Here is a 22,313-nt window from a genome sequence, read left to right on the forward strand (position 1 = left end):
AGCTTCAAAAAATTCCGCTTATTACCAGCTTTCATAGTGTATTATTTCTTCTAAACTTTTTCTTGGACGTGGTTTTGGTTCCTCATCAGCATATCCTAAGGTGATTATTCCTAATAAATATTTATCCTCAGGAACATTAAGTATTGGTCTGATTTCTTCTTGTGTAAACCAAGCTACCCAACATGTACCTAACCCTAAATTTTCGGCTTGAAGAAGCATATGACCTACTGCAATTGAAGTATCTCTAATAATTTGTTTAACCTCTTCTTGAGAGCTTTGTTCATCTATTTTTATTTCTACAGATTCATCGATTCTTGATCTTATGTCTCCAACACAGGCTATGAAAACCGGAGCCGTCATCATCCATTTTTGGTTATGCGACGTGTATGCAAGTTTTTCTCTCATCTCTTGTGATTTTATAACTATAAAATGCCATGGTTGTGTGTTACTGCCCGATGGCGCAAGCCTTCCACTTTCTAGAATCTCAACTATCTTCTCATCTTCTACTACTTCATTTTTATATTTTCTAATACTTCTACGACTTAAAATTTCATTCAACAAAACAATCCTCTCCCATCTTATTGTCTATATTATACAACTTCTAAATACACTATGGAAATGTATTAAATAAATGTTGTTAAAAATAGTTGTACAAGCTATTATATATAAATTTAGAATCATTTATTTAATACATAACAATAAGCACTTTTTTTATTGACTCTTCTATCATAGTTTCTACTATTAATCGGCTTAGCCCTACCAACATTTTTTAATACATATGATAAGTGTTTATAAGTATTTCTACCTACCGCTCCCCTATTGTCATAAGATATAGTTAATCACAAGAACCTATATCTATAAAATTGCTGCAATGCAACAATGAAATTTTAACTATTTGTTCCCTTTCACAATAATGGAGGAATGCCTACCTTGAATTTAAACTCTAATTATGCTATATTAACTAAGTAGTTAGTTAGTATTTTTTCTTTAACTAAAATAATCTTATACAAATTGTTTTATCACTCTATTTCTAACTAGACAACTTATATAAGTTATTTGTTGAAGTAAAATTTTATTTTTAACAACAAATTTATGAGAGGCGGTGTCTATTTGGAAAAGAATAAATCGCAAGATACTAAACAAAAACTTTTGGATTCTGCTATCGAGGTTTTTTCTGAAAAAGGATTTGATGGCGCTAGAGTAGATGAAATTGCAGCTAGAGCGAAAGTAAATAAGGCAATGCTCTACTATTACTTCAGTAGCAAAGAAAAATTATTTGAAGAAATAATTATACAATATAAAAAAGACTTTAAGGAAATAAAGGATAGCTTCATCGATAATGTTGATATAGATGATGATTGTAAGATAGAATCTCTGTTCCAACTATTATATAACTTTATGGTAAAAAAGAAAGATGTGCTTAGAGTCATGATGATAGAATCAATAAAAGCTACTTCAAGTACTGAGACTATTTTTAGTTCTGCTCTTCCATCATTAGAGATTAAAGTATCAAATCTAAAAAATAAGGGTGTAGCGGTAGAAGATCCAGTAACAGTTATGATAAACTCATTTTTTTACATGATGGTACCTGCAGCAGCTTTCATCGTTATGGGTGAAAAATGGGGAGAGTTTTATGGTTTTAATGAAGAAGATGTTAAGAAAAAGTTCTTAGAAACCTATAAACGTATCAGAAAAGAATATGTTCAAAATAAGCCATATGAATGTAAATAGCAAATATTAATATGTATTTGCTTTATATTTTGTATTATGTTAACCAAATAGTTAGTTATTAATAAAATGGAAATACTTTGTTAGTGACTTTTAAATTTAAAGTATTATAATGTTACTATTGAGACAAGATATTTGAGCTTTTTTATTTTTCTTACTTGTTAACTAAATAGTTAGTTATTCAAATTTAAGTAGTTTATTGTATCTCAAAACTGCATTTTGATTATTTAATTTAATAGTCACCAAAGACCTTGTTATTATAAGATTTTAGTTAATAACTAATTAATTATCAATATACAAAGAATAGTCTTAATAATTACAAGCATATTAATTTACAAATGCATTTTAACAATCCTTTTATGGGTTAAAAATTTTTAATTTTAATTAACTAAATAGTTAGTTGTAATTATCAGCTTATATGGTTATTTATATTTTTTTTAACTAGTGTTAACTAAATAGTTAGTTATGCCATTTTAGATGTTTAACTCTACATTTGAAGTTATTTTCAAATTCTCTCACTGCACTTTAACAAGGGCTTTGAAAATGACTTTAGTTTAGAAATGTACATCTTTAAATAATCAACTTAGAAAGGAAGTGCGAAATGGATAAACATGATGAACGTTATATGTGGCTTTGTCTATCGGTAATAGTAGTTGGAACTTTCATGGCTATACTTGACTCCAGTATAGTTAACGTTGCAATTCCTAAGATGATGACTATTTTCGGTGCTGCAGAGACACAAATACAATGGGTTCTCACAGGGTACATGCTAACAATGAGTATTGTTATCCCACTAACAGGTTATTTGACTGATAGGTTTGGTGGTAAAAATATTTATGTATTTGCATTAGTTGTATTCACAATTGGATCTGCCCTTTGCGGTCTTGCTACAAGTACAAACACTATGATTGCTGCAAGAGTAGTTCAAGCAATTGGTGGAGGTATGATAATGCCTGTTGGTATGACTATGTTATTTCAAACAGTACCACTTGAAAAACGTGGTGTAGCTTTAGGTTTCTGGGGTATCGCTGCAATGGCAGCACCAGCAATTGGACCAACTTTAAGTGGTTACATAGTTCAATATATGGATTGGAGATTGATTTTTACAATTAACATTCCCGTTGGAATAATAGGTGTTACTTTGGCTATCTTACTTTTAAAAGATTCTCCAAAACATTACGGTAAGAAATTCGATATATGGGGAGCGGTAACTTCTGCTTTGGGACTTTATGCTTTACTATTAGGCCTAGATAAGGTTTCTGAAAATGGATGGATGTCACCATATACTATTACACTTTTGGCAATAGCTTTATTTTCATTAACTGCCTTTGTCTTTATTGAACTTAATCACCCTGAACCTTTATTGGACTTAAGAGTAACAAAAAACTTTCCTTTTACTTTAAGTTTAATAATTAATACTGTAACAACTATAGCTATGTTTGGAGCAATCTTCTTAATGCCTATTTACATGCAGAGCTTAAGAGGTTATAGCGCGATGCAAAGTGGTATGATGATGCTTCCACAGGCTATTATAACAGGTATAATGATGCCAATTAGCGGTAAGTTATTTGATAGATACGGTGCAAAGTGGCTTACTATAATTGGTTTAACCATAGTAACAGGTTGCACATTTATGCTTAGCAGATTAACCTTAGATACTCCATATAATACTGTAATGTTAATTATGGCAGTAAGAGGTTTTGGTAACGGACTTGCAATGATGCCAATGCAGACTGAAGGTATGAATTCAGTGCCTCAGCATATGACTGCAAGAGCTACAGCTCTTAACACTACCCTTCGTCAGGTGTCTGGTTCTCTTGGTATTGCTATCTTAACTACAATATTGCAAAGCAGACAGGCATTCCACAATGGTATATTTGCACAGTCATTAAATACAAGCTCACCTGCATTTACTAAAGCTCAAGCTTTAATTCAAGGAGCTGTTACAGTAAAAGGTATCAGCCCTACTGCTGGACAAGGTTTATTATTTATGCAGATATATGGCAGCGTTGTAAAGTCAGCCACTGTAACTGCTATGAACGATACATTTATTGTAGCAACCGGAATATGTGTTGTTGGAGTATTAATAGCATTTTTAATTAAAAAGAAAAGCCCTAAAATAGACACTATATACGAAGAACAAGTAAGCATGGAAATGTAGTACTTAATTATAAGGAGGATAACTATGGAAAAGTCAGTAAAATCAAATAAATCTAAAGGTAAAATAATATTAGCAGTTGGAGCAGTACTTGTTATTGCACTTGGCGGTTTTGGAGTAAAATATTATGTGGACCAAAAGAATTACGTTAGCACAGATGATGCTAAAATAACTGGAGATATACTAAATGTTGGTTCAAAGCTTCCTGGAAAGGTATTAAAAATAAATACCACAGTTGGAGCTAATGTTAAAAAAGGTGATGTATTATTTACACTAGAAGCCGATCAACTTCAATATCAATTAAATCAGGCTCAAGCAGCTCTTGATGTAGCAAAAGCACAACTTACAAAGGTTGAAAGTGGAGCTAGAGCTCAAGAAGTTGCTGGTGCTCAATCAATGGTTGACCAAGCTACTGCATCATTAAACGGAGCTAACACTTCAAAATCAAACTTACAAGGTACATTAAATACTCTTCAATCAGAATACAATAAGTTAGTATCACAAATGGATAGTTTCAAAGATCCATCTACTGGAGACTATGACGCAAGCTATGCAATGAAGCAATTAGATACAGCTAGAGCAAAAAATTTACTTACTGAAGCTCAATACACAGTAAAAGCTCAAGCAGTTGAACAATTATTCTCAAGCAAGACTCAACTTGAAAATCAAATAAGCCAGCTTCAAGGACAAATCAAAGCTATAGATGCTCAAATCTCTGCTGCAAAGGCAGGACTTGAAGGTGCAAACAGTAAGTTAAGCCTTACAAACTCAGGTGCTTCTGATAAAGATGTTGCCATAGTTGAAGCTCAAGTAAGAGCTGCACAAGCTGCATTCGATTTAGCAAAATTAAACTTCGAAAACTCAGAAATTAAAGCAGCTCAAGATGGTACAGTTGTTCAAGTTAATATTCACGAAGGTGATATGATAGCTGCTGGTCAAGCTGCAATATCAGTAGTTGACTTAGGAAAACTTCAAGTTACTGCTAATGTTCTTGAAAGTGATTTAGAACGTATAAGTGCAAATGAAAAAGTAACTATGTCAGTTGACGCTTACCCAGGAGTTACATTTACAGGTACAGTTAAAGAAACTGGACTTGCAACAACTTCTACTTTCAGCCTATTTAGTACTGAAAATGCATCAGGAAACTTCACAAAAGTTAGCCAAAGAGTTCCAGTTAAGATAACTTTAGATTCTAACGGAAAAGCTGTTATCCCTGGAATGTCTGTAGAAACTAAAATAAAAACTACTAAATAGTTTTTAATTACAATAGATTTCTTATAAATACATGAGTACTAAGCTTTACAGAAAGTTATGTACTATTTAAACGCCCCAAATTTTTTAATATAAATCTCTCAACAAAAACGAAAATCCAGTGAAGGAGTACCCTCCTCACTGGATTTTTACTTTTATAAGTTATTTTCCTTCCAGTTTTATTTAAATCTTAAACTACGCGTAATTTATATTTTACATCTATTAGACTATAGAAATAGCAAAATGGTTTTACTATTTTACAAAATAAAGTATCCTGCAATGATTAATTTTTTCTTTGAAAATATTACATTTATCTCTATTCTTTCATAAATCAATAAAATTGTATATCCTCCCTAAGTTCAGAACCTTTTTAGATTATATTAATATAATAATAAGATGTAGACAATAGATAGACCAGTTTCAAATAAGATTTAATTATGAAGTAGTTTATCTAAGAGAATACATCTTCAATGTAATGGTTAGAAAAATATTCATTCTCTCAATAGTTAATAAATGGATGAGAATTGCTATTTTCACAAAAGATTAATTATGGAAGGTATAAGATATGGATAGTGAATTACTAATTGAAACAAATATGAATAATAATCATAACAAATACTTTCAACCAATAATAAAAAGTGTTAATGGTACCTTTATAGATTTAGAAAATAATAACTTTGATAATGCTATAGTTGGTATTGATTTAGATCTTAGAAATAGAAAAAACTCAACAGCTAAAATAGATTTTATTGCAAATTTATATTATGAATTAGCTATTTATGACTGGATGGAACTTGTATTTTCATTATATCGTTATGATGAAAGAGGTAACATGCAGCTTTTATCAACTTTACCATACAAAATATTACTAAATGAAGAACTGGAAGAAGATGCAGAAGACGAACCTACTAATATAACTGTAGAGAAAAATGAATTTATAGCTTTAAGCTATAGTGATAGTGGAATATTACCTGGAGTTTATAGATATGTAGTAAAAGCTGAAATCAATTATATTAATATAAATTCAGCTCAAATTCAGACAAGCACTCTTAGTGTTATTGCTCAATAATACTATAAGTAGCTTGATATAAATTTATTTTATGGCTTATAACCAAGATCAATCTAATTTTAACTATACAAAAAAAACTCAGGGAATAATACTCCACTTAAGCGATCTGCATTTTACACCAGAAATAAATGAAGAAAATGAAGTTTATCTACTAGTAAGCGACTTGAAAAAAGTGTATTTCGATAACCCAAAAGATACTTTAAAACCAGATGATATAGACTATATAGTTATAAGTGGTGATTTTATACGACGTGGCGGATCAAAGAGCTCATTTGATAAGGCATATAATTTTATACGACTGTTAAGTGATCGCCTTGGTATTCCTTTCCAAAGAATCGTTATCGTTCCAGGAAACCATGATTTAAGCTGGGATATAACTATGGCAAGCTATCATCTAACTCAAGGAAATCCAGGACCAAATGATCAAGTTGTTACAAATGTACGATCAGATATATTTTATCTAAAACGTAATGATGAAGAATGGTACAAGAAGTTTATGTACTACAGTCAATATCTATTTGAAAGGCTATACGGTATCCCTTATCCTACTGATCCTAAAAAGCAGCTAAAGGTTATATTTGGTGACTTTTTTGATAATAGGAAAATAGCCTTTTTTATGATAAATACTTCAGCTGAAATTGACCAATTTCATAGAGACACAACTTATTTTGATACTGAGGGTTTAATATCCGCCTCTAAGGAACTCCCTGGTAAAAATATTATAAAGATAGTTGTTGGTCATCACCCTGTATGTCCTACAAACGGATATGGTACAGATATCCAGTTCTCAAATGCTATGCAAAACGAAGACTTTAAATTTTATCTGCATGGTCATGTTCACAGAACCATAAGCCTTGATTATATGAATCCACAAAATATTAATCCTAATATGCTAATGATAGGCGCTGGTGCTTTAAGTGCAAGATCAGATGCATTATGGCCTGGTGTTCCTGAACGATATAATGTAATAAGAGTAGCCAACACTGACAAACATGATAAACTTTTAGTTTCAGTTAATACAAGACAAAGGGAATATATCGACACCTTCTGGCAACCAGCTTATATTTATTATGAAACATTCGGGAAAAAGCTCACTAATATATGGAGCAATATAATCTAAAACCTAAAGCCACTTCATTTTAGAATTTTATTTTCTAACGAAGTGGCTTTTCTTTTAATATGATTCTCTACATTTTAAATATTTTCATAACTAATAGTACTTCTTACTTAAATGGTATTTCACCAAAATGTTGTATTTTTATTGCTTTAGCTTTCTCATATTGAAGAAATGTTTTATGAGTTTTAGAATCATAGCCCTCAACATAATGATAATACACTATTTCCTGGACTGCACTAGGTTTATATCTATAACTTAGAAACAAATCATAGTTAGTGCTTGTAACTAACTTTTTAGCATCATTAATATATTTAAAGGAATGAAATACTCCATTATGAGTATCAAATTTGTTAGCACCTTCTCTTCTACCATAGTAGCAAAATGCTTTTTGAGTATCCCTGATTCCAATATTGACAAATGCATAAGCGTTGCTCTTATTGATTTTATTTTTATGGTCATTAAAATAATTTTCATTATAAAAATAGAAGGTGTCAAATTTAAATGGGTACCCTTTGCTTGCATTTGAGCAGTGCTTTACTATATAACCCGCTCCGTCACAACCTATTATCCTTCCATTGTGAATTTTTATATCACCTTTTTGTTGATATAAAACACCTACAGCTTTACCATAATCCAGATTATTGCAAGTACTAGTATAACTTCCTTTCCCTACTATAAGATCTTGAGTATCATCTGAAATATCTTGAGCCAGTTCATCAAAAATATCTTTTGTTAAATTATCCATAGTATTTCCTCTCTTCTAAAGATGTTGTAAAAATCAATAGCAATTATAAATATACTAATTTTTCTAATATAACACATATAAATCGCTTTTTTTATTAATTTACTACATCTTAATTTATTGTCCTACTATGATAATATTCAAGAATAATTATAGTGGTGCAATGATTACTTATGTGATTTGCAAGATTCCAAAAATCAATATTAGAATCAAATTTTTACTTTGAATACTTCTGCAATATCCAATTAGTTACTAAAGGTCCGGCTTTCACTACATTGTCTTCATTTCCCTCTGATAAATACACCTTTTTATCATCATCAATTAAAACATTGATGTCGTACGAAATCCCTTTGTAAGCATCAAAAAGTATTTGAAGTGACATTATATTCTCAGAAGTAATCTGCTGTTTAATTTTAGACTTACTTAAACTTTCACTAAGCTCCTCAAGTATGTCTTTCTCTTCTGTGGATGCAACAGCTGTACCAATTGCTTGCTTCAAGCCTTTATTTTCAATTAATCTAATCTGTTTAATATTCTTATTGCCTATAGAGAAATCATTAACCCCTTTTTTATGGTAAATCTGAGTGATTGCCATTTCATCAGTTATGTTCACTGCAATCCAATCTAAATTAGGCTGATCCTTTAGTGAATATACTGATCCTGAATCATTTATTTTCCCTATCTGTTTGTCCGTTGCTATTGCCTCTAGCCATAAATCGCTATTGTCGTGTACATATTGCTGTCCGTTCTTACTAATTATGGTGTTCCCATCCTCTGAAATTGTATAATTATTTGCAGAATAGTATTTAACTACCCTGTATCCTACAAAAATACTAATTAAAAGTACTAAAGTGCCACTAATTATAATTGCTGTTTTTCTCATTGTTGTCTCCTTTTGAATTTCAGTTCTTTAAGTGGTATGTAAAGATTTAGCAGTTCGAACCCAAATCTATTTTAAAAACATTAATTCTATTATGAAATGGTGACTCTACAAACAATCTAATATTATATCACCCTATTTTCTAAGTCATTATACTAAATAACCTTCACACTTTCAAATTATACCCATAATTTCCTGAACCTTTTCAATAAAATATAAGTTAACAAAAATTTAAAAATGAAATGCTTGTAAAACAACATACAAGATATAAATAAGTTTTACAAACTTTTTCTTTTTCTATATAGCTTGATATGAACCACTTTTAGATATATCCTATAAATACAACACTTTACAGATGCACCACTTACTATTGATTCTTTTCAAATTTTCCTCACAGTAACTAGAATAGTTTTTAGATTGAAGTGTTTCATCTTTATATACAATTTTAGAAATTTCACTAACACTTTCTTAGGAGGTGCCCAATGAATAAACTAGGAAAATATACTTGGTTTGCTTTTGAAAAATCATTGCTAGTTGTAATAATCTTATGCCTGATCTTTGCCTTCTTTTCATGTACTTTTATATTTGTAGGTTTATTGTCAAATAGACCAGACCATATCAATAATAAAAGTGCTGTTGAGTTTAAAAATCAAATCAAAGCCTCCAACACTATTATAAAAACGGTGGATATTTATAAACAAAATGCTAGTCTTAATATTGATTATAAACTAAAAAGCTCTCCAAAACCTGAAGAGCTAAGCGACATTTTTAATTCAACCAATAAATTTATCACAACAGATGAAGATATAAAAAATCAACTATCTAAAGCTAATGAACAGATATTTATAAGATTGAAATATGGCGATAAAGTATATTCTTATTGGGGAAGTCAACATATTCGCAATATTACTAACACAAATGGCACTGTCACCACAGAATACTATACTACCTGGGAGTCCCATTAAAAAAGATAACAAAATAACCTAATTTTATTTCAGTTTTAGATTTTCTATATCAAAAAAACTATTAGAAAATCAATATACCTTAATAATAGAAACCCATAAATATGATGTACAAATGATAAAAAATCCAGCATCACTGAATATTTTTATTACTTATTTATATCCTTAATAATAGTCAACTTTTTAGAAGGCCCATCATTTAAATCCCTATAATTAGGCGCTTTATATATTTCATAACCATACTCAGTTCCTTCTGCCACGTATCTATTCCACCTAATAACTTGATATCCAAGTCCCCTATATTCAGTGGTTCCACCATCTTTAATCACACCTTTACTAATTGCAAATATAGGTCTCATATCCATAGAAACTAGCTTTGAATCTACACTATAAGTTATCTTAGGCAAAAATGGAGAAAGTACTAGAATTAATACAACTAATGATACAATTATGTATTTCTTTTTTGATTTCTTTGTTTTCTCATTTACTTTCATTTTAATCCCCCTTATATCAGTACTATTTAATTAAAGGACAATAAAAATATTGTTTGATTTCTTTTTACACATCAATATATCCATTATATTACAAAATCTATTATTAACATACCATTATTCAAAAGGTCTTGTATTAAATTTCATAAGTATTTAAAGACACATTTTCTGTAATTTAAGTTAAAATCATCATTATTAAAACCACAATGTTTAAGTAAATCAACGCCACTTAAGATTTAACCTATATGGTTATGTTATCCGAATGGTTATAGTTAACAGTATCTCCATTAGAAGGGCAAATAGTTGCTGGCTTAATACAAATATTTATAGAGTTAAATGAATAAAAGCCATGCATATAAGGACATTTGCCTTCCTTAATTATACACAGCTTTAATTTTTATAAGAGTTTTTATCAATTTAGCAACAGCTTTTTATTAAATAATACAGATACTATATTTTCTTAAGATCTTCCAAAAGTTGTTTATTTCGTTGTTCAGTCATGAAATTTCTTCTACTGAACAATTCAATAAATACGATAAGCTCTCTTTCAGTATTTATGACTTGCTTGGTTTTATTACTACGCTTACTCTTTATTATTACTTTGTTGCCTTTTTTTATTGTAACCAAAGCACTTTTGAGAATTGTTTTTATATCATTGTATAAAAGCTCATTTTCTTTCAAATGTCTTTCTCGTACATTTTCCCTTAGATAATCTCTTTGCACATCCTTAAGAAAAAGTCTATATAAATTGCTTTCAAAATCATCATAAATAATTAATTCATTCTCTTCATTTTTAATCTTTCCGAATACTCGTTCCATGGCATCATAGGTTGTAATCCATATGTCTCCAGCTTGTTTTATTTCATGTTTTTCAAACTTTCCTCTTTCAATGGCTTTTCTAATAGTAGAACCATCAGAAAATCCCCATTTCTTTGCAGCTTCAGACAAAGTCATCACAGCACTTAGATTATTATTAACTTCATCTTCATTTACGTAAAACAGCGTTTTTATATCCTCAGAACCTATATACCCATAAAAATTATCTAATTCACGTCCATATTGATCATATTGATTTGATATAAAGAATATTTTTTTCCTTCTATTTAATAAATCATTAACACTATCAATATCAATAATTGGTGTTATTTCGTTATTTTCTTCAGTATCATAAGCCTTAACTGGATAAAGCCTTCTATTTTCTACTGTAATGATACTAATACCACTCATAACATCTTCCTTCCGCGAATCTTATCAAAAAGCAAACTATATTATAAAAATGAACTAGCTCCTATAAAAATATAACCTTGCCAGTTTTAGTTTATAAAGGTAATTTTCAGCTATTAATTTTCTCAAAGATTTCTATTAGTCTTCCATTACATCAAATAGACCTTGCGACTCTTTAGATGTAACATCAACAATTTTATAGAAAAATTCCTTCTGAGTCAATTCCCCTCTATCAATAGAATCATCTATTTTACCGTCTCTTAAAAATAGAAGTCTTTTTGCATAGCTTGCCACCATTGAATCGTGAGTAACCATAACTATAGCAATTCCATCATTAACATTACGCTCTTTGAGTAATTTAAGCATATCATGAGAATTTTTTGTATCTAAATTCCCTGTTGGTTCGTCTGCAACTATCATCCTTGGTTCTGAAACTAAAGCTCTTGCTGCAGCGGCTCTTTGCCTCTGGCCTCCTGAACATTCTACAGGGAACTTGTCTAAAAACTCGAAAATATTAAGTTTCTTTGCTATATTTTCAACTCTTTCCTTTATCTCAGCCTTTGATTTATTTGCTAAAACCAATGGTACATTTATATTTTCTCTTATTGTCAACGTATCGATTAAGTTAAAATCCTGAAAAATATATCCTATATTATCTCTTCTAAACTCGCCAACTTTTCTTTCAGACATCTTATAGATACTTTCTCCATTGAAAAGCACTGCGCCTTTTGTGGGATTATCTATATTAGCTAATATATTTAAGAAGGTTGATTTTCCTGAACCAGATGGACCCATTATACATATAAAATCTCCTTCATTTACTGTTAAGCTAACTCCATTTAGAGCCTTTACTTGACTTTCTCCTCCATATATTTTTACTAAATCTTTTACAGTTATTATTTCTTTCATCTCAATACCTCCATATTTGCCGTTTAAATTTACATCACGAGCTTCTTATATATTAGATAAGAAGCTAAGGTCATCAGAATAAATATTCCAAGGAATATACCTAACAAGATCATAGCAAGCTGAGCAGTTACAATTCCCAATGTTGCGAACTTAAATAGATAAACAATTATGTGTACTAATGGTATGATTATTGCGATACCATAAAGCATCATTATTTCTTCTTTTATAATCCTTTTTATGAGCTTTTTATAATAACCAATTAACCCCAACTGCCTAAATATGTGTTTTCTATAGGAAGCTTCTATGATAAATTTATATAGAATACTTACCCCCAAGGACACTAAAGCACAAACATACACAAATATTCCAGCAGCCTTTATTTGATATATTTTTTCATTCATTCCTATCATATATATAAGAACAACTGTAGAAACTGCCAATGTCACAATTAAAAAATTTACTTTTCTTAATGAATAATGAAGATTGCTTAAGGAAATCATTTTAATTTTATCATTGGAGTACTTATCCCTCTTTAGCTCCATAATCTTTTCTGGAAAGTAATAACGTAGTAATCTTTGTATTCCTGCCACTGAAATAAACATATATAAAAATAGCAGTGAGTGAAATGCCTTAGAGTTTAAGAATATGGCCGTTAATGGAATGAAATATAATATTGTAGATGTAAGATGAAATTTCTTTCCTTCTCTTTTCTTAGAGTTTCCTCCAAAGAGATTTTTCAAATCATCCGGAATATCGAGATTTCCAAAGTTCTTAGGTTTTGGGGTATAAAGCTGTCTTTTTCCATAAATTAAATCTTTTATCTCTTTATTGAATACAAAGGTGTAATCTCCAATAATCAAGTAGGGACATACTATGAATGCAATTATTATTATAGTAAGTACCAAACTATCTTTCGAATAATGATATGAACCGACATTCATTCCTAAAAGTTTAAATAATACTTCTGACAAGATTGGCATTGTAGCTATACCAAAAGCTATTCCAAGCACACTGCCAACTAGACCAATTAAAAGATTTTGAAAACTTATTAATCCAATCATTTTATAAGAACAAACCCCATTTAATTCTGCAATGGCAAGCTCCTTAGATTTTTCAGTCATAAAATAAGAATTAGTAAAAAACACTACAAACATCAACAGAAGAGTCAAAAAGAACAACAACATCTGAAATGTTTCCCAAATTGTACTTCCAGCCGCCACATTCTTACTATCATCCATTAAATTATAGGCATAAAATAACGCTGATGAAGAAAAAGAGATTGATAATAGATATGAAATAGTCTGCCTTAAATCAGTCTTTAGCATCTTAATTGCAAACTTATATGTGCCCATATTCTCCCCCCAATTTGCTTGCATTTTTTCATATGAAAATTTCAACTTTATAGCATATTAAAAAATTACATTGTCACTATATAGTGACAATATAATTATATCCCTGAAAACATTTACTTACAAATCCAAATTAGCTGATTTTCTAATATATTTGCCTACTTTATTTCCATATCCTTCATTTCACTAGGTCGTGAATATGACAGGCAATTTATTTATTATACTTAGGTTTAAATTAGAAAAAGTTTAATCTCTCGCTATTAAGATTAAACTCTTTTCAATAATATAACTGACCATTTTAATTTTTCAACTTGATTCTAATGTTTTTTTAACCACTCTACAGTTTTGTATTTTCGTTTGTTTAAGTTAGATAGTTATTTTATAGACCATTTTGTTAAAATATCCACGGTCAATAATATTGTTTAGTACAATTTATAATTAAATCTTTTGGAAAAACTTATATCCTTAATTAATCAATTATTTAAACTTACAACTCTAAGTCTAATCCATCATATGATTTAACCATTGAATTATAAATAACCTGTAGTTTATTTCCAATGGCTTTTATGTCTTTTTCCTTAACTAGTTCATAAGCCGTATCCTTCAAGGAAGGTAATGATCCATCAAGTATTTTTTCTATTTTCTCCTGAAACTCGTCTAATGTAGTAGCTTTATAAATGTCTTTTCCATCAGAAAAATCATCACTATAGATTGGAATATCTCTCACCAGCACTGCAATCTTCATTGCCAATGCTTCAAGTAAAACAATACCTTCTGTTTCCTCGTGAGTGAGAAATAAAAACAAATCACTACCACTATAAGCATCTCTAAGCTCATCAGCAGAAATATATCCTGGAAAAATTACGTTCTTAGGTGCTTCTGCAATAGCTTTTTGTATATATGATGGTACGAGCTTTAAATTAGTGTAACCAAACCAAATAAACTTTACATGAGGCATTTGCTTAGCCAATTTTATAAAATCGCTGATTCCTTTTCTTTCAATATAATGACCTACTGAAATAACCACTTTTTCACTTGGTTTCAACTTATACTTTTCTCTGAACCGTTTAGCTCCTTCGAGGCTTGGTCTAAAATAAGAAAGATCAACTCCATTTGATAAAGCGAATATTGGCTTTTTAATACCATAACCGCTCAATAACTTTTTTGAGTATTCTGTTGGAGTTATTATAATATCTCCGAGGCCATAACAAAGCATAATCCATTTTTTAAAAAATGGTGCAAAGAAGTTGGATCCCTTAAAAGAATTTTTAAAATCTTCCATTGTAGAATGTCCATAGTATACTACTTTCTTACTTTTCATTTTTGCAACTATCGCAGCAAACACAGAATCAGGGAAAATCGTATTAAGCTGAATTATGTCATAATAATTTTTTTTATTTGATGTATAAGCAATATTATTTTCTTCCATGGCTTTTTGCTGATGATGAATTGCTTTGCCAACTCCACTCTTTTCCACAACTTTTAGCGATCCTTTAAATAAAAATATTTTCATAACAACTTCCTCCAGATTTAAACTCACATTAACTATATAAATTTTTTCATAGTTAAATATATAGGTTTTTCATATTAATTCTTTTAAAAGGACTTTTACTCTATTTTAATAATGGCAATAAGTATTGCATTATTAAATTAAGACCAAAGCTATAGGCAGCAATGGCAAATGGTTTGCCTAAGATTATAATAAAAACAAATTTTCTCAAGGTTATTTTACTAACACCTGCTAAATAGCACAGAAGATCGTCTGGCGCTACTGGCATAAATATAGCTATAGCAAATAACTTTTCAAAATTTGGTTTTTCAAGCCATCCAACATACTTATTAAAAGTTTTCTTCTTTGCTATACTTTGAACAAAAGAAAGTCCATACCTTCTAGATATGAGAAACGCTATAATTGAGCCAATGCATATCCCTATATAGTTATAAATAAACCCTTTAACTGGACCAAAAGCTATGATTCCGCCTAGACATCCTATTCCTCCTGGTGCAATAGGCAATATAGCTTGAACTGCTTGAAACACCATAAAGATCACTGGCGAAAATACTCCAAAGTTATGCAAAAACCCTTCTAAAGCAGCCTGCGAAGTAAATAAGTGTTTTTGTATACCATAGATTATGAATAACCCCACTAAGGCCATCCCTAAAAATGTAATACAATTGATTGCAATATTTATTTTCCATTTTTCACGTCCAGTATACTCCATTCTTAATCTCCTTATCTAACTTCCTTATATTTATTCTCATTTTTCTATAGTTATATATCCTTGTTTTATACTGCAAAACTAAGCTGATATTTCTATTATCTATCTATGTTATTTTAAATTTAAATTTTTAAGTTTTCTCAATTTGATTACTTTTTAATAATTATATCAAGTATTTGTAAACTACAAATGCTGAAAAGTTAAACTAAAATTAAACTAGATTTTAATTGCGGATAAAATTCATTTTATTATAGAAAATAAAAACACCACCTTTGCTTCACACAAAAGTGGTAATTATCCCATTCGTATTAAAATTCATTGAGTAATAATTTTCTTAGCTATACCTTGAATCTATATCCAGCTCCCCAAACAGTTTCTATATGAGTTGGGTTTGATGGATCTTTTTCAATTTTTTCCCTTAATCTATTAATATGAACCGCAACGGTTTTAACGTCTCCATAAGCGTCTATCCCCCAGATTCGCTCATACAACATCTCTTTACTAAAGACAACATCAGAATTTGTAACAAGGTACAGAAGCAATTCATATTCCTTATTTTTAAACTCTATCTCTTCTCCATTAACATAAACCCTATGAGTCTTTGAGTTTATCCTTATATTCCCAACATGTATCTCTTCATTTTTATAGGATTGTCCTGCAGTAAGTCTTTCATATTGAGCAATGTTGGACTTTACTCTTGCAACTAACTCTGTTGGAGAAAAAGGTTTTGATATATAGTCATCGGCTCCTATTCCAAGGCCTCTTATCTTATCAGCATCCTCAATCTTAGCAGTTACCATGATTATTGGAATATCAATAATTCCTCTGATTCTCTTACAGATTTCATAGCCATCCATTCCTGGAAGCATTAAGTCCAGAAGAATTAGATTATACTCCCCAGAAGTAGCCTGCTTTAATCCATCTTCTCCATTTGTAGCTATAAAAACTTCAAATCCATTTATCTCCAAAAAATCACGTTCAATTTCTGCTATCGCTTTATCATCTTCAATTATTAAAACTCTGGTCATCTCTGTTACCTCCTACGTTTTATATATAGGGAGTTTCATAATAATAGCTAATCCACCATCCGTAACATTTTCTGCTAATATTGCTCCACCTAAACGTTCAAGAATCTTTGTTGTAATAGATAATCCTAATCCGCTACCTTTACTTGGATTACTTCTTGAAGAATCCCCTCTATAGAATACATCAAATAACTTTTCAATTGCATCATTTGAAACTCCTGGGCCATTATCCTCTAGTCTAATTTTTATATACCCATTTTCTTTGGTACAAGAAATTTTCATTATTGCCTCTGATTTTTCCTTATATTTAACACTATTCTCCAAGATATTAATTAAAGCATTTCGAAGTTGAACCTTATCCACATTTACCCAAGTATTTTCGACGTTTTCTGTTAATGTGATAATAAGACCCTTATTTTTATACTCATAAGATAAATTTGATACCATCTCCGATAGATATTTTCCGATATCAACCTTCTCCAAGTAGAATGGGAATTCTCCAATATCTAGCTTAGAAAATAAAAACAGTTGATTTACAATATGCTCTAAGTCATTGGACTTACTTTTTATTGTATCCAAATAATGTTTTTGTGTCTCTGGAGTAGATGCAACCCCCATCTCAAGTCCCTCTACGTAGGCTTTTATTGAAGTAAGTGGTGTTCTCAAATCATGAGAAATTCCAGCAATTAATTCTTTACGATTAGCCTCATCCTTTTGTCTTGCCTTTACTGAATCTGAAAGTCTCTGTGCCATCTCATTAAAATCAGAGCAAACTCCCGCAAACTCATCATTCTCAGTATATTCAATATTATAGTCTAAATTTCCATCACGTATTTGATGTACTCCATAAACCAAAGTCTCTATTGGTGTAATTATTCTCTTAAATACAAACTTTGTTAAAAATCTATTTGTAAGAAGTATTATAGCTATAATGAATAAAAACATTATTATACCTTCATTAATTATCCTTGTACGATAATCTTTATAATTCTCATTATCATGACTATTAAAGTTTGTATCTGTCAATAGGATAGTATACTTTCCTACATTAGCTCTATAAATAGCAATATTGTCCATAGAAAAAGTATGATTATTATTCTGTGCTAAAGCAATATCCATTATTGAACTATCTAAGTACGAAGAAGATGGATACAATAGTTTTTTACCTTCATAAATGGATAATGAGACTTTCATAACACTATGTTTTCTATTAAACTCATCTACTACATCCTTTATTTGCTCTACTTCTATAGGCTTTGGTAGATTAGATATAATCTGATCTATTTTTTTTATTGAATCATAAAATGGTTGTCCATCACCATCAAACAATTTCTCATCGTGAGTTTTAGTTACCTCCATAACAACAAACATCATTCCAAAAAACATAACAAAACTCAAAAGTATTGGCACCACTAGTGCTAATATATTTGAAATAAATAGCCTTCTCTTTATATTCAGGTGAATCACCTCTCTTTTTATTAACAGAATATATTCTATCATAAATAATCAATATTTTCTGCTAGCATGTCTTTTGTGCATAAAGGGTTCATATTTAATAATTCTTTATAGTATCTCTCCTGGTGTAATTTGAACTTTTCTAGTATTATACTGATAATTTTCTTGAACACAGTTTTTTAATTCAAATATTCTAGAGCAAACTAGTGATACAATTTCAGTACTTTTAGTTATGTCCCATAAAAAAGATGCTTCTCCTTGTACATACTCAGTTAATTTACCATGAAGCATTTCTTTTAATGAATTCATTTGCCTCTTTTTTTCTTCTAATTTCTCTGATATTTGACTTATATGATCATTTAGAAAATCATAGTTTTCAAGTAAATACTTTTGAAGATCACGTTCATATTTGAGATGGATAGGTATATTACCAACTCCTCCTGATATGTGTGCATTACAGCAAAAATCACATAAATAGTGTACAACTATTCCTAACTGCATTGAAGTATAAAGATTGAATCTTCTTATTGCGATGAGCTTCTCAATTTTATCATTTATATATCCAAGAGACTTTTGCATGTAGTGAGGATGAGTTTTTACATGCCAACACTGATCAATCATCACAAGACCAAAATTAAACATAAATTTAGAAAACCCTCTAGGTGTAACATTTATATTGTTTCTAAAAGCCAATTCTGCTAATTTTACATGGGTCTTTATTTTCATATTAAGCTCTCCTATCCATAATTAATTATTAGTTTATAATTTTATATATCTTTAAGGAAAAACTTTTAATTGTCTAGTGTTGCTATATAGACAAACTACTTCATATTAGAATCTATCAAAATAAAGATTCGTAGAATCATCGAAATCTATAAATACGATAATTTCAAATTAAATTTGTATAGAAACCTCTTCATACCCCTTGTAAATATCCATAGTTTTATACAATTGTTCTACAGATGCTGCAAAGCTTTCTGCTGAAAATCTTCTTGCAGTTTTTATTGCTTCTAAAGACAATTGCTTCTTCTTTAAATCATTAAATATAATTAAATTCAAAGCTTCAATAAAGTCTTCAGCATCATTAAAAAGATACCCATTTACATAATCTTCAATAACCCCATCTAAACACTTATCTGCTTTTGCTATAACTGGTAGTCCAGCAGCAAGCGCTTCGATATATGTAAGTCCTTGAGTCTCACTTTGAGAGGCACTTACAAAAACATCTCCAATTTGATAATACTTTCCTATCTCATCCCATGGTCTTTCTCCTGCGAACACTACTTGCTCATTTATCTCTAAATCACTTGCTATAGTTTCTAACCTATGTTTATCAGGACCATCACCTATAAGCACGAATTTTACACATTTTGTAGATTTCAAATACTCTTTTAAATTAATCATTATTTCTTCAATGTTTTTTTCTTTAGATATTCTACCTACATAAAGTAAAACTTTATCTTCTGTATTTATTCCGAGACTTTTACGCAAGCTTTGTGCCATATCAAAATTATAATTAATTCTAGAAAATTTATTTATCTCAATTCCTGTAGGTATAATTGAAATGTCTTTTTCAACATTGTAGGATTCTAGCATGTCTAGAACCTTTCTTGTTGGAACAATTACCTGATCCGCAGAATTACAGAAATTAACACTTAATTTCCTTGCTGCTATCTTTGCTATTGGATCAAAAATTTTAAGTTTTACAATATAATGTGTGTAATCCTCGTATATGGTGTGATACGTGTGAATAAAAGGAATATTAAGTTCTCTAGCCATGGCTCTTCCAAAAATACCAAGGGAAAATTCTGTATGAGTATGGATTAAATCTAAGTTCAATCTCTTTATAGCCTTTGCCAGTCTTGGATTATAGAACAATCCAACCCTTCTTGCACTTGCGAAAGGTATACTAGGTACTCTGTAGACATTTTTCTCCCATCCTACTACCTTTGGATCTGTTGTTGTAAACACATATACCCTGTGACCTAGGTTTTCAAGGTATTCTTTAAGCATTAGTACCGAAGTGGCTACCCCATTTATTTGTGGATAGTAGGTATCAGTAAAAAGTCCTATATTCATTATCCTTACTCCTTTTAACTCTCAATCAAGCTACATATAAAAATTTATCAATTCAACATATAAATGATTTTCAAATTGTTTATTAAAACATCTTTTACATTTCCAACTACAGTATAAATTAAACAGGTTAAATCTAAAGTATTAATTGTTAAACTATTTATAAACTAACTTTAAAAGTTTGTTAAAATTACACTGTAAATCTAAAAGATACCCTGATGCAGGATTATAAATATATAATGAAACATTATCATGACCACACATAAAATAGTGTAAATAGATCTCGAATTAAAGTAGTTTATCTGTCCAGTTGAATAGATATATTAACTATTATTGGCAACTTAACTATCAATTTTAATTGTATTTGGAACTGGCCTATCTATGTAAACTCCATGTGTTTATGTATAAAAAAATGTTGTTGGTTATTTGTCTATAACCAACAACATTTTTTTAATACATAATTATATTGTAGTGTTTCATCTTTATTTAAGGAATTGCTATATTAAAATTTAATTTATACATAATGAAAACGGCTATATCACTCTGAATTTCTTTAATGCATTTGCAATTCCATCTTTGTCAACTTCATCAGTAACATAATATGCAATAGATTTAATCTCTTCTGTACCATTTCCCATCGCTATACCATGTTTCACGAGCTTCAACATTTCAATATCATTTTGAGCATCACCAAAAGCAAAGGTGTCCTCTTTGTCTATTCCCAATTTTTTAAATAAGAACTCAACTGCTGATCCTTTAGAAAAACCAGGCAAGTGTATATCCAATCTTATATTAGCTTCTACATAAGCATGTACTACCCAACTTTTCGGAAGTCTTTCTTTAAACTTAGCCATATCTTCTTCACTCTTGAATAGTATTGTCCCCATATTAGCATGTACATCTTCTACTTTCCATATTTCTATAGAATCCTTTGGCTTTTCTGGTCCACCTAAAAACAATTCCCTTTGCCTAACACAAAGTGGGTGATCAAGATCGCTGCACCATACACCGTAATGCCCGCTTAATAGATATTGAGCATCACATTGGTCTGACAAATTCATTATATATTGGATATCTTCTATTGAAAAATAGTTGTCATGTAACACTTCATCTTTAAAAACTATGTAATTTCCATTACAAAATATATACCCATCAAAGTCTAATTTTGAGATAGTTTTAGGAACTACTGATCTTGCTGTAGCTACTACAGTATAATTACCATTTTCTCTGAATTTTTTTAGAGCTTCAATAGTACTTTGTGCTGGTTCAATCATTCCAGAAGGCACATCCACTAAGGTTCCATCGATATCCAAAAAAGTTATTTTATTTCCCATATAAGTCCTCTCCCTTGTAAATAATACTCCGTTTTATAATATTAAAGCTTAATTTAGGTATAATTAATGAACTTTAAGTACTTAAATCTTGAACGAAATTCAAATGAAACATAATATAACTAACAAATTACTGAATTAATTAATAATTAAATCCTTAAATAGTGTTACAGATATACATGTCCAGTTACTACATATTTAAAATTCTATCATAAAATGAAATCAATGAATTTTCTTGTTTTGAAAACATATACATCAAATTTATTTATTATAAAATCTTAGTCAATTCAAAACATATTATTACATAATTACTACAACGTTATTTTA

At 30.0% G+C, this 22,313-nt stretch carries 20 protein-coding genes; 6 read left to right on the top strand and 14 right to left on the bottom strand.

Annotated elements, in window-relative coordinates; translation table 11 throughout:
* Positions 1 to 21 precede the first annotated feature (21 nt).
* Complete coding sequence (locus bsdtw1_RS11285) at positions 22 to 561, bottom strand: nitroreductase family protein (RefSeq protein WP_183277666.1); 540 nt, start codon at positions 559 to 561, stop codon at positions 22 to 24.
* A 549-nt stretch (positions 562 to 1,110) separates the two neighbouring features.
* Here bsdtw1_RS11285 and bsdtw1_RS11290 point away from each other — a divergent pair.
* The 5 genes from bsdtw1_RS11290 (at position 1,111) to bsdtw1_RS11310 (ending at position 7,326) form a co-directional block, all read left to right on the top strand.
* On the top strand, positions 1,111 to 1,731 hold the full coding sequence (locus bsdtw1_RS11290) for a TetR/AcrR family transcriptional regulator (RefSeq protein WP_183277667.1): 621 nt from the start codon (positions 1,111 to 1,113) through the stop codon (positions 1,729 to 1,731).
* A gap of 598 nt (positions 1,732 to 2,329) precedes the next feature.
* A complete protein-coding gene (locus tag bsdtw1_RS11295) occupies positions 2,330 to 3,889 on the top strand; it encodes a DHA2 family efflux MFS transporter permease subunit (RefSeq protein ID WP_183277668.1) in 1,560 nt (519 codons plus the stop codon).
* A gap of 24 nt (positions 3,890 to 3,913) precedes the next feature.
* The gene (locus bsdtw1_RS11300; protein ID WP_183277669.1) at positions 3,914 to 5,140 is read left to right on the top strand and encodes an HlyD family secretion protein; all 1,227 of its coding nucleotides are present in this window, start codon (positions 3,914 to 3,916) and stop codon (positions 5,138 to 5,140) included.
* Between the two features lie 562 nt (positions 5,141 to 5,702).
* The gene (locus bsdtw1_RS11305; protein WP_183277670.1) at positions 5,703 to 6,206 is read left to right on the top strand and encodes a hypothetical protein; all 504 of its coding nucleotides are present in this window, start codon (positions 5,703 to 5,705) and stop codon (positions 6,204 to 6,206) included.
* 31 nt (positions 6,207 to 6,237) lie between these two features.
* Positions 6,238 to 7,326 carry a metallophosphoesterase family protein gene (locus bsdtw1_RS11310; RefSeq protein WP_183277671.1) on the top strand — a complete coding sequence of 363 codons (1,089 nt, stop codon included), beginning with the start codon at positions 6,238 to 6,240 and terminating at the stop codon, positions 7,324 to 7,326.
* A gap of 103 nt (positions 7,327 to 7,429) precedes the next feature.
* Here bsdtw1_RS11310 and bsdtw1_RS11315 read toward each other — a convergent pair whose 3' ends face one another.
* Positions 7,430 to 8,068 carry a hypothetical protein gene (locus bsdtw1_RS11315; RefSeq protein ID WP_183277672.1) on the bottom strand — a complete coding sequence of 213 codons (639 nt, stop codon included), beginning with the start codon at positions 8,066 to 8,068 and terminating at the stop codon, positions 7,430 to 7,432.
* A 214-nt stretch (positions 8,069 to 8,282) separates the two neighbouring features.
* Complete coding sequence (locus tag bsdtw1_RS11320; protein WP_183277673.1) at positions 8,283 to 8,948, bottom strand: hypothetical protein; 666 nt, start codon at positions 8,946 to 8,948, stop codon at positions 8,283 to 8,285.
* A gap of 479 nt (positions 8,949 to 9,427) precedes the next feature.
* On the opposite strand from bsdtw1_RS11320, the gene bsdtw1_RS11325 reads away from it, so the two are divergent.
* Positions 9,428 to 9,910, top strand: a complete 483-nt coding sequence (locus bsdtw1_RS11325) for a hypothetical protein (RefSeq protein WP_183277674.1) — start codon at positions 9,428 to 9,430, stop codon at positions 9,908 to 9,910.
* A gap of 146 nt (positions 9,911 to 10,056) precedes the next feature.
* On the opposite strand, the gene bsdtw1_RS11330 is transcribed toward bsdtw1_RS11325, so the two are convergent.
* The 11 genes from bsdtw1_RS11330 to bsdtw1_RS11380 all read right to left on the bottom strand — a co-directional run bounded on the left by bsdtw1_RS11330 (position 10,057) and on the right by bsdtw1_RS11380 (position 21,989).
* Positions 10,057 to 10,401 (bottom strand): hypothetical protein, encoded by a 345-nt coding sequence (locus bsdtw1_RS11330; RefSeq protein ID WP_183277675.1) that lies wholly within the window; start codon positions 10,399 to 10,401, stop codon positions 10,057 to 10,059.
* A 447-nt stretch (positions 10,402 to 10,848) separates the two neighbouring features.
* On the bottom strand, positions 10,849 to 11,625 hold the full coding sequence (locus bsdtw1_RS11335) for a helix-turn-helix domain-containing protein (RefSeq protein ID WP_183277676.1): 777 nt from the start codon (positions 11,623 to 11,625) through the stop codon (positions 10,849 to 10,851).
* A 135-nt stretch (positions 11,626 to 11,760) separates the two neighbouring features.
* Positions 11,761 to 12,531 (bottom strand): ABC transporter ATP-binding protein, encoded by a 771-nt coding sequence (locus bsdtw1_RS11340; RefSeq protein ID WP_183277677.1) that lies wholly within the window; start codon positions 12,529 to 12,531, stop codon positions 11,761 to 11,763.
* 29 nt (positions 12,532 to 12,560) lie between these two features.
* Complete coding sequence (locus tag bsdtw1_RS11345) at positions 12,561 to 13,883, bottom strand: FtsX-like permease family protein (protein ID WP_183277678.1); 1,323 nt, start codon at positions 13,881 to 13,883, stop codon at positions 12,561 to 12,563.
* 484 nt (positions 13,884 to 14,367) lie between these two features.
* On the bottom strand, positions 14,368 to 15,393 hold the full coding sequence (locus bsdtw1_RS11350) for an LTA glycolipid anchor biosynthesis glycosyltransferase, IagA/BgsA family (RefSeq protein ID WP_183277679.1): 1,026 nt from the start codon (positions 15,391 to 15,393) through the stop codon (positions 14,368 to 14,370).
* Positions 15,394 to 15,493: 100 nt separating this feature from the next.
* On the bottom strand, positions 15,494 to 16,102 hold the full coding sequence (locus bsdtw1_RS11355; RefSeq protein WP_183277680.1) for a TVP38/TMEM64 family protein: 609 nt from the start codon (positions 16,100 to 16,102) through the stop codon (positions 15,494 to 15,496).
* A 335-nt stretch (positions 16,103 to 16,437) separates the two neighbouring features.
* Positions 16,438 to 17,127 (bottom strand): response regulator transcription factor, encoded by a 690-nt coding sequence (locus tag bsdtw1_RS11360; protein ID WP_183277681.1) that lies wholly within the window; start codon positions 17,125 to 17,127, stop codon positions 16,438 to 16,440.
* Positions 17,128 to 17,139: 12 nt separating this feature from the next.
* Positions 17,140 to 18,522 (bottom strand): sensor histidine kinase, encoded by a 1,383-nt coding sequence (locus bsdtw1_RS11365; RefSeq protein WP_244638154.1) that lies wholly within the window; start codon positions 18,520 to 18,522, stop codon positions 17,140 to 17,142.
* A 165-nt stretch (positions 18,523 to 18,687) separates the two neighbouring features.
* The gene (locus tag bsdtw1_RS11370; protein WP_183277682.1) at positions 18,688 to 19,305 is read right to left on the bottom strand and encodes a zinc dependent phospholipase C family protein; all 618 of its coding nucleotides are present in this window, start codon (positions 19,303 to 19,305) and stop codon (positions 18,688 to 18,690) included.
* Positions 19,306 to 19,473: 168 nt separating this feature from the next.
* Positions 19,474 to 20,658 (bottom strand): glycosyltransferase family 4 protein, encoded by a 1,185-nt coding sequence (locus tag bsdtw1_RS11375; RefSeq protein WP_183277683.1) that lies wholly within the window; start codon positions 20,656 to 20,658, stop codon positions 19,474 to 19,476.
* A gap of 530 nt (positions 20,659 to 21,188) precedes the next feature.
* Positions 21,189 to 21,989 (bottom strand): HAD family hydrolase, encoded by an 801-nt coding sequence (locus tag bsdtw1_RS11380; protein WP_183277684.1) that lies wholly within the window; start codon positions 21,987 to 21,989, stop codon positions 21,189 to 21,191.
* Between the last annotated feature and the right edge of the window lie 324 nt (positions 21,990 to 22,313).

The organism is Clostridium fungisolvens (genome assembly GCF_014193895.1).
GTDB classification, from domain to species: Bacteria; Bacillota; Clostridia; order Clostridiales; family Clostridiaceae; genus Clostridium_AR; species Clostridium_AR fungisolvens.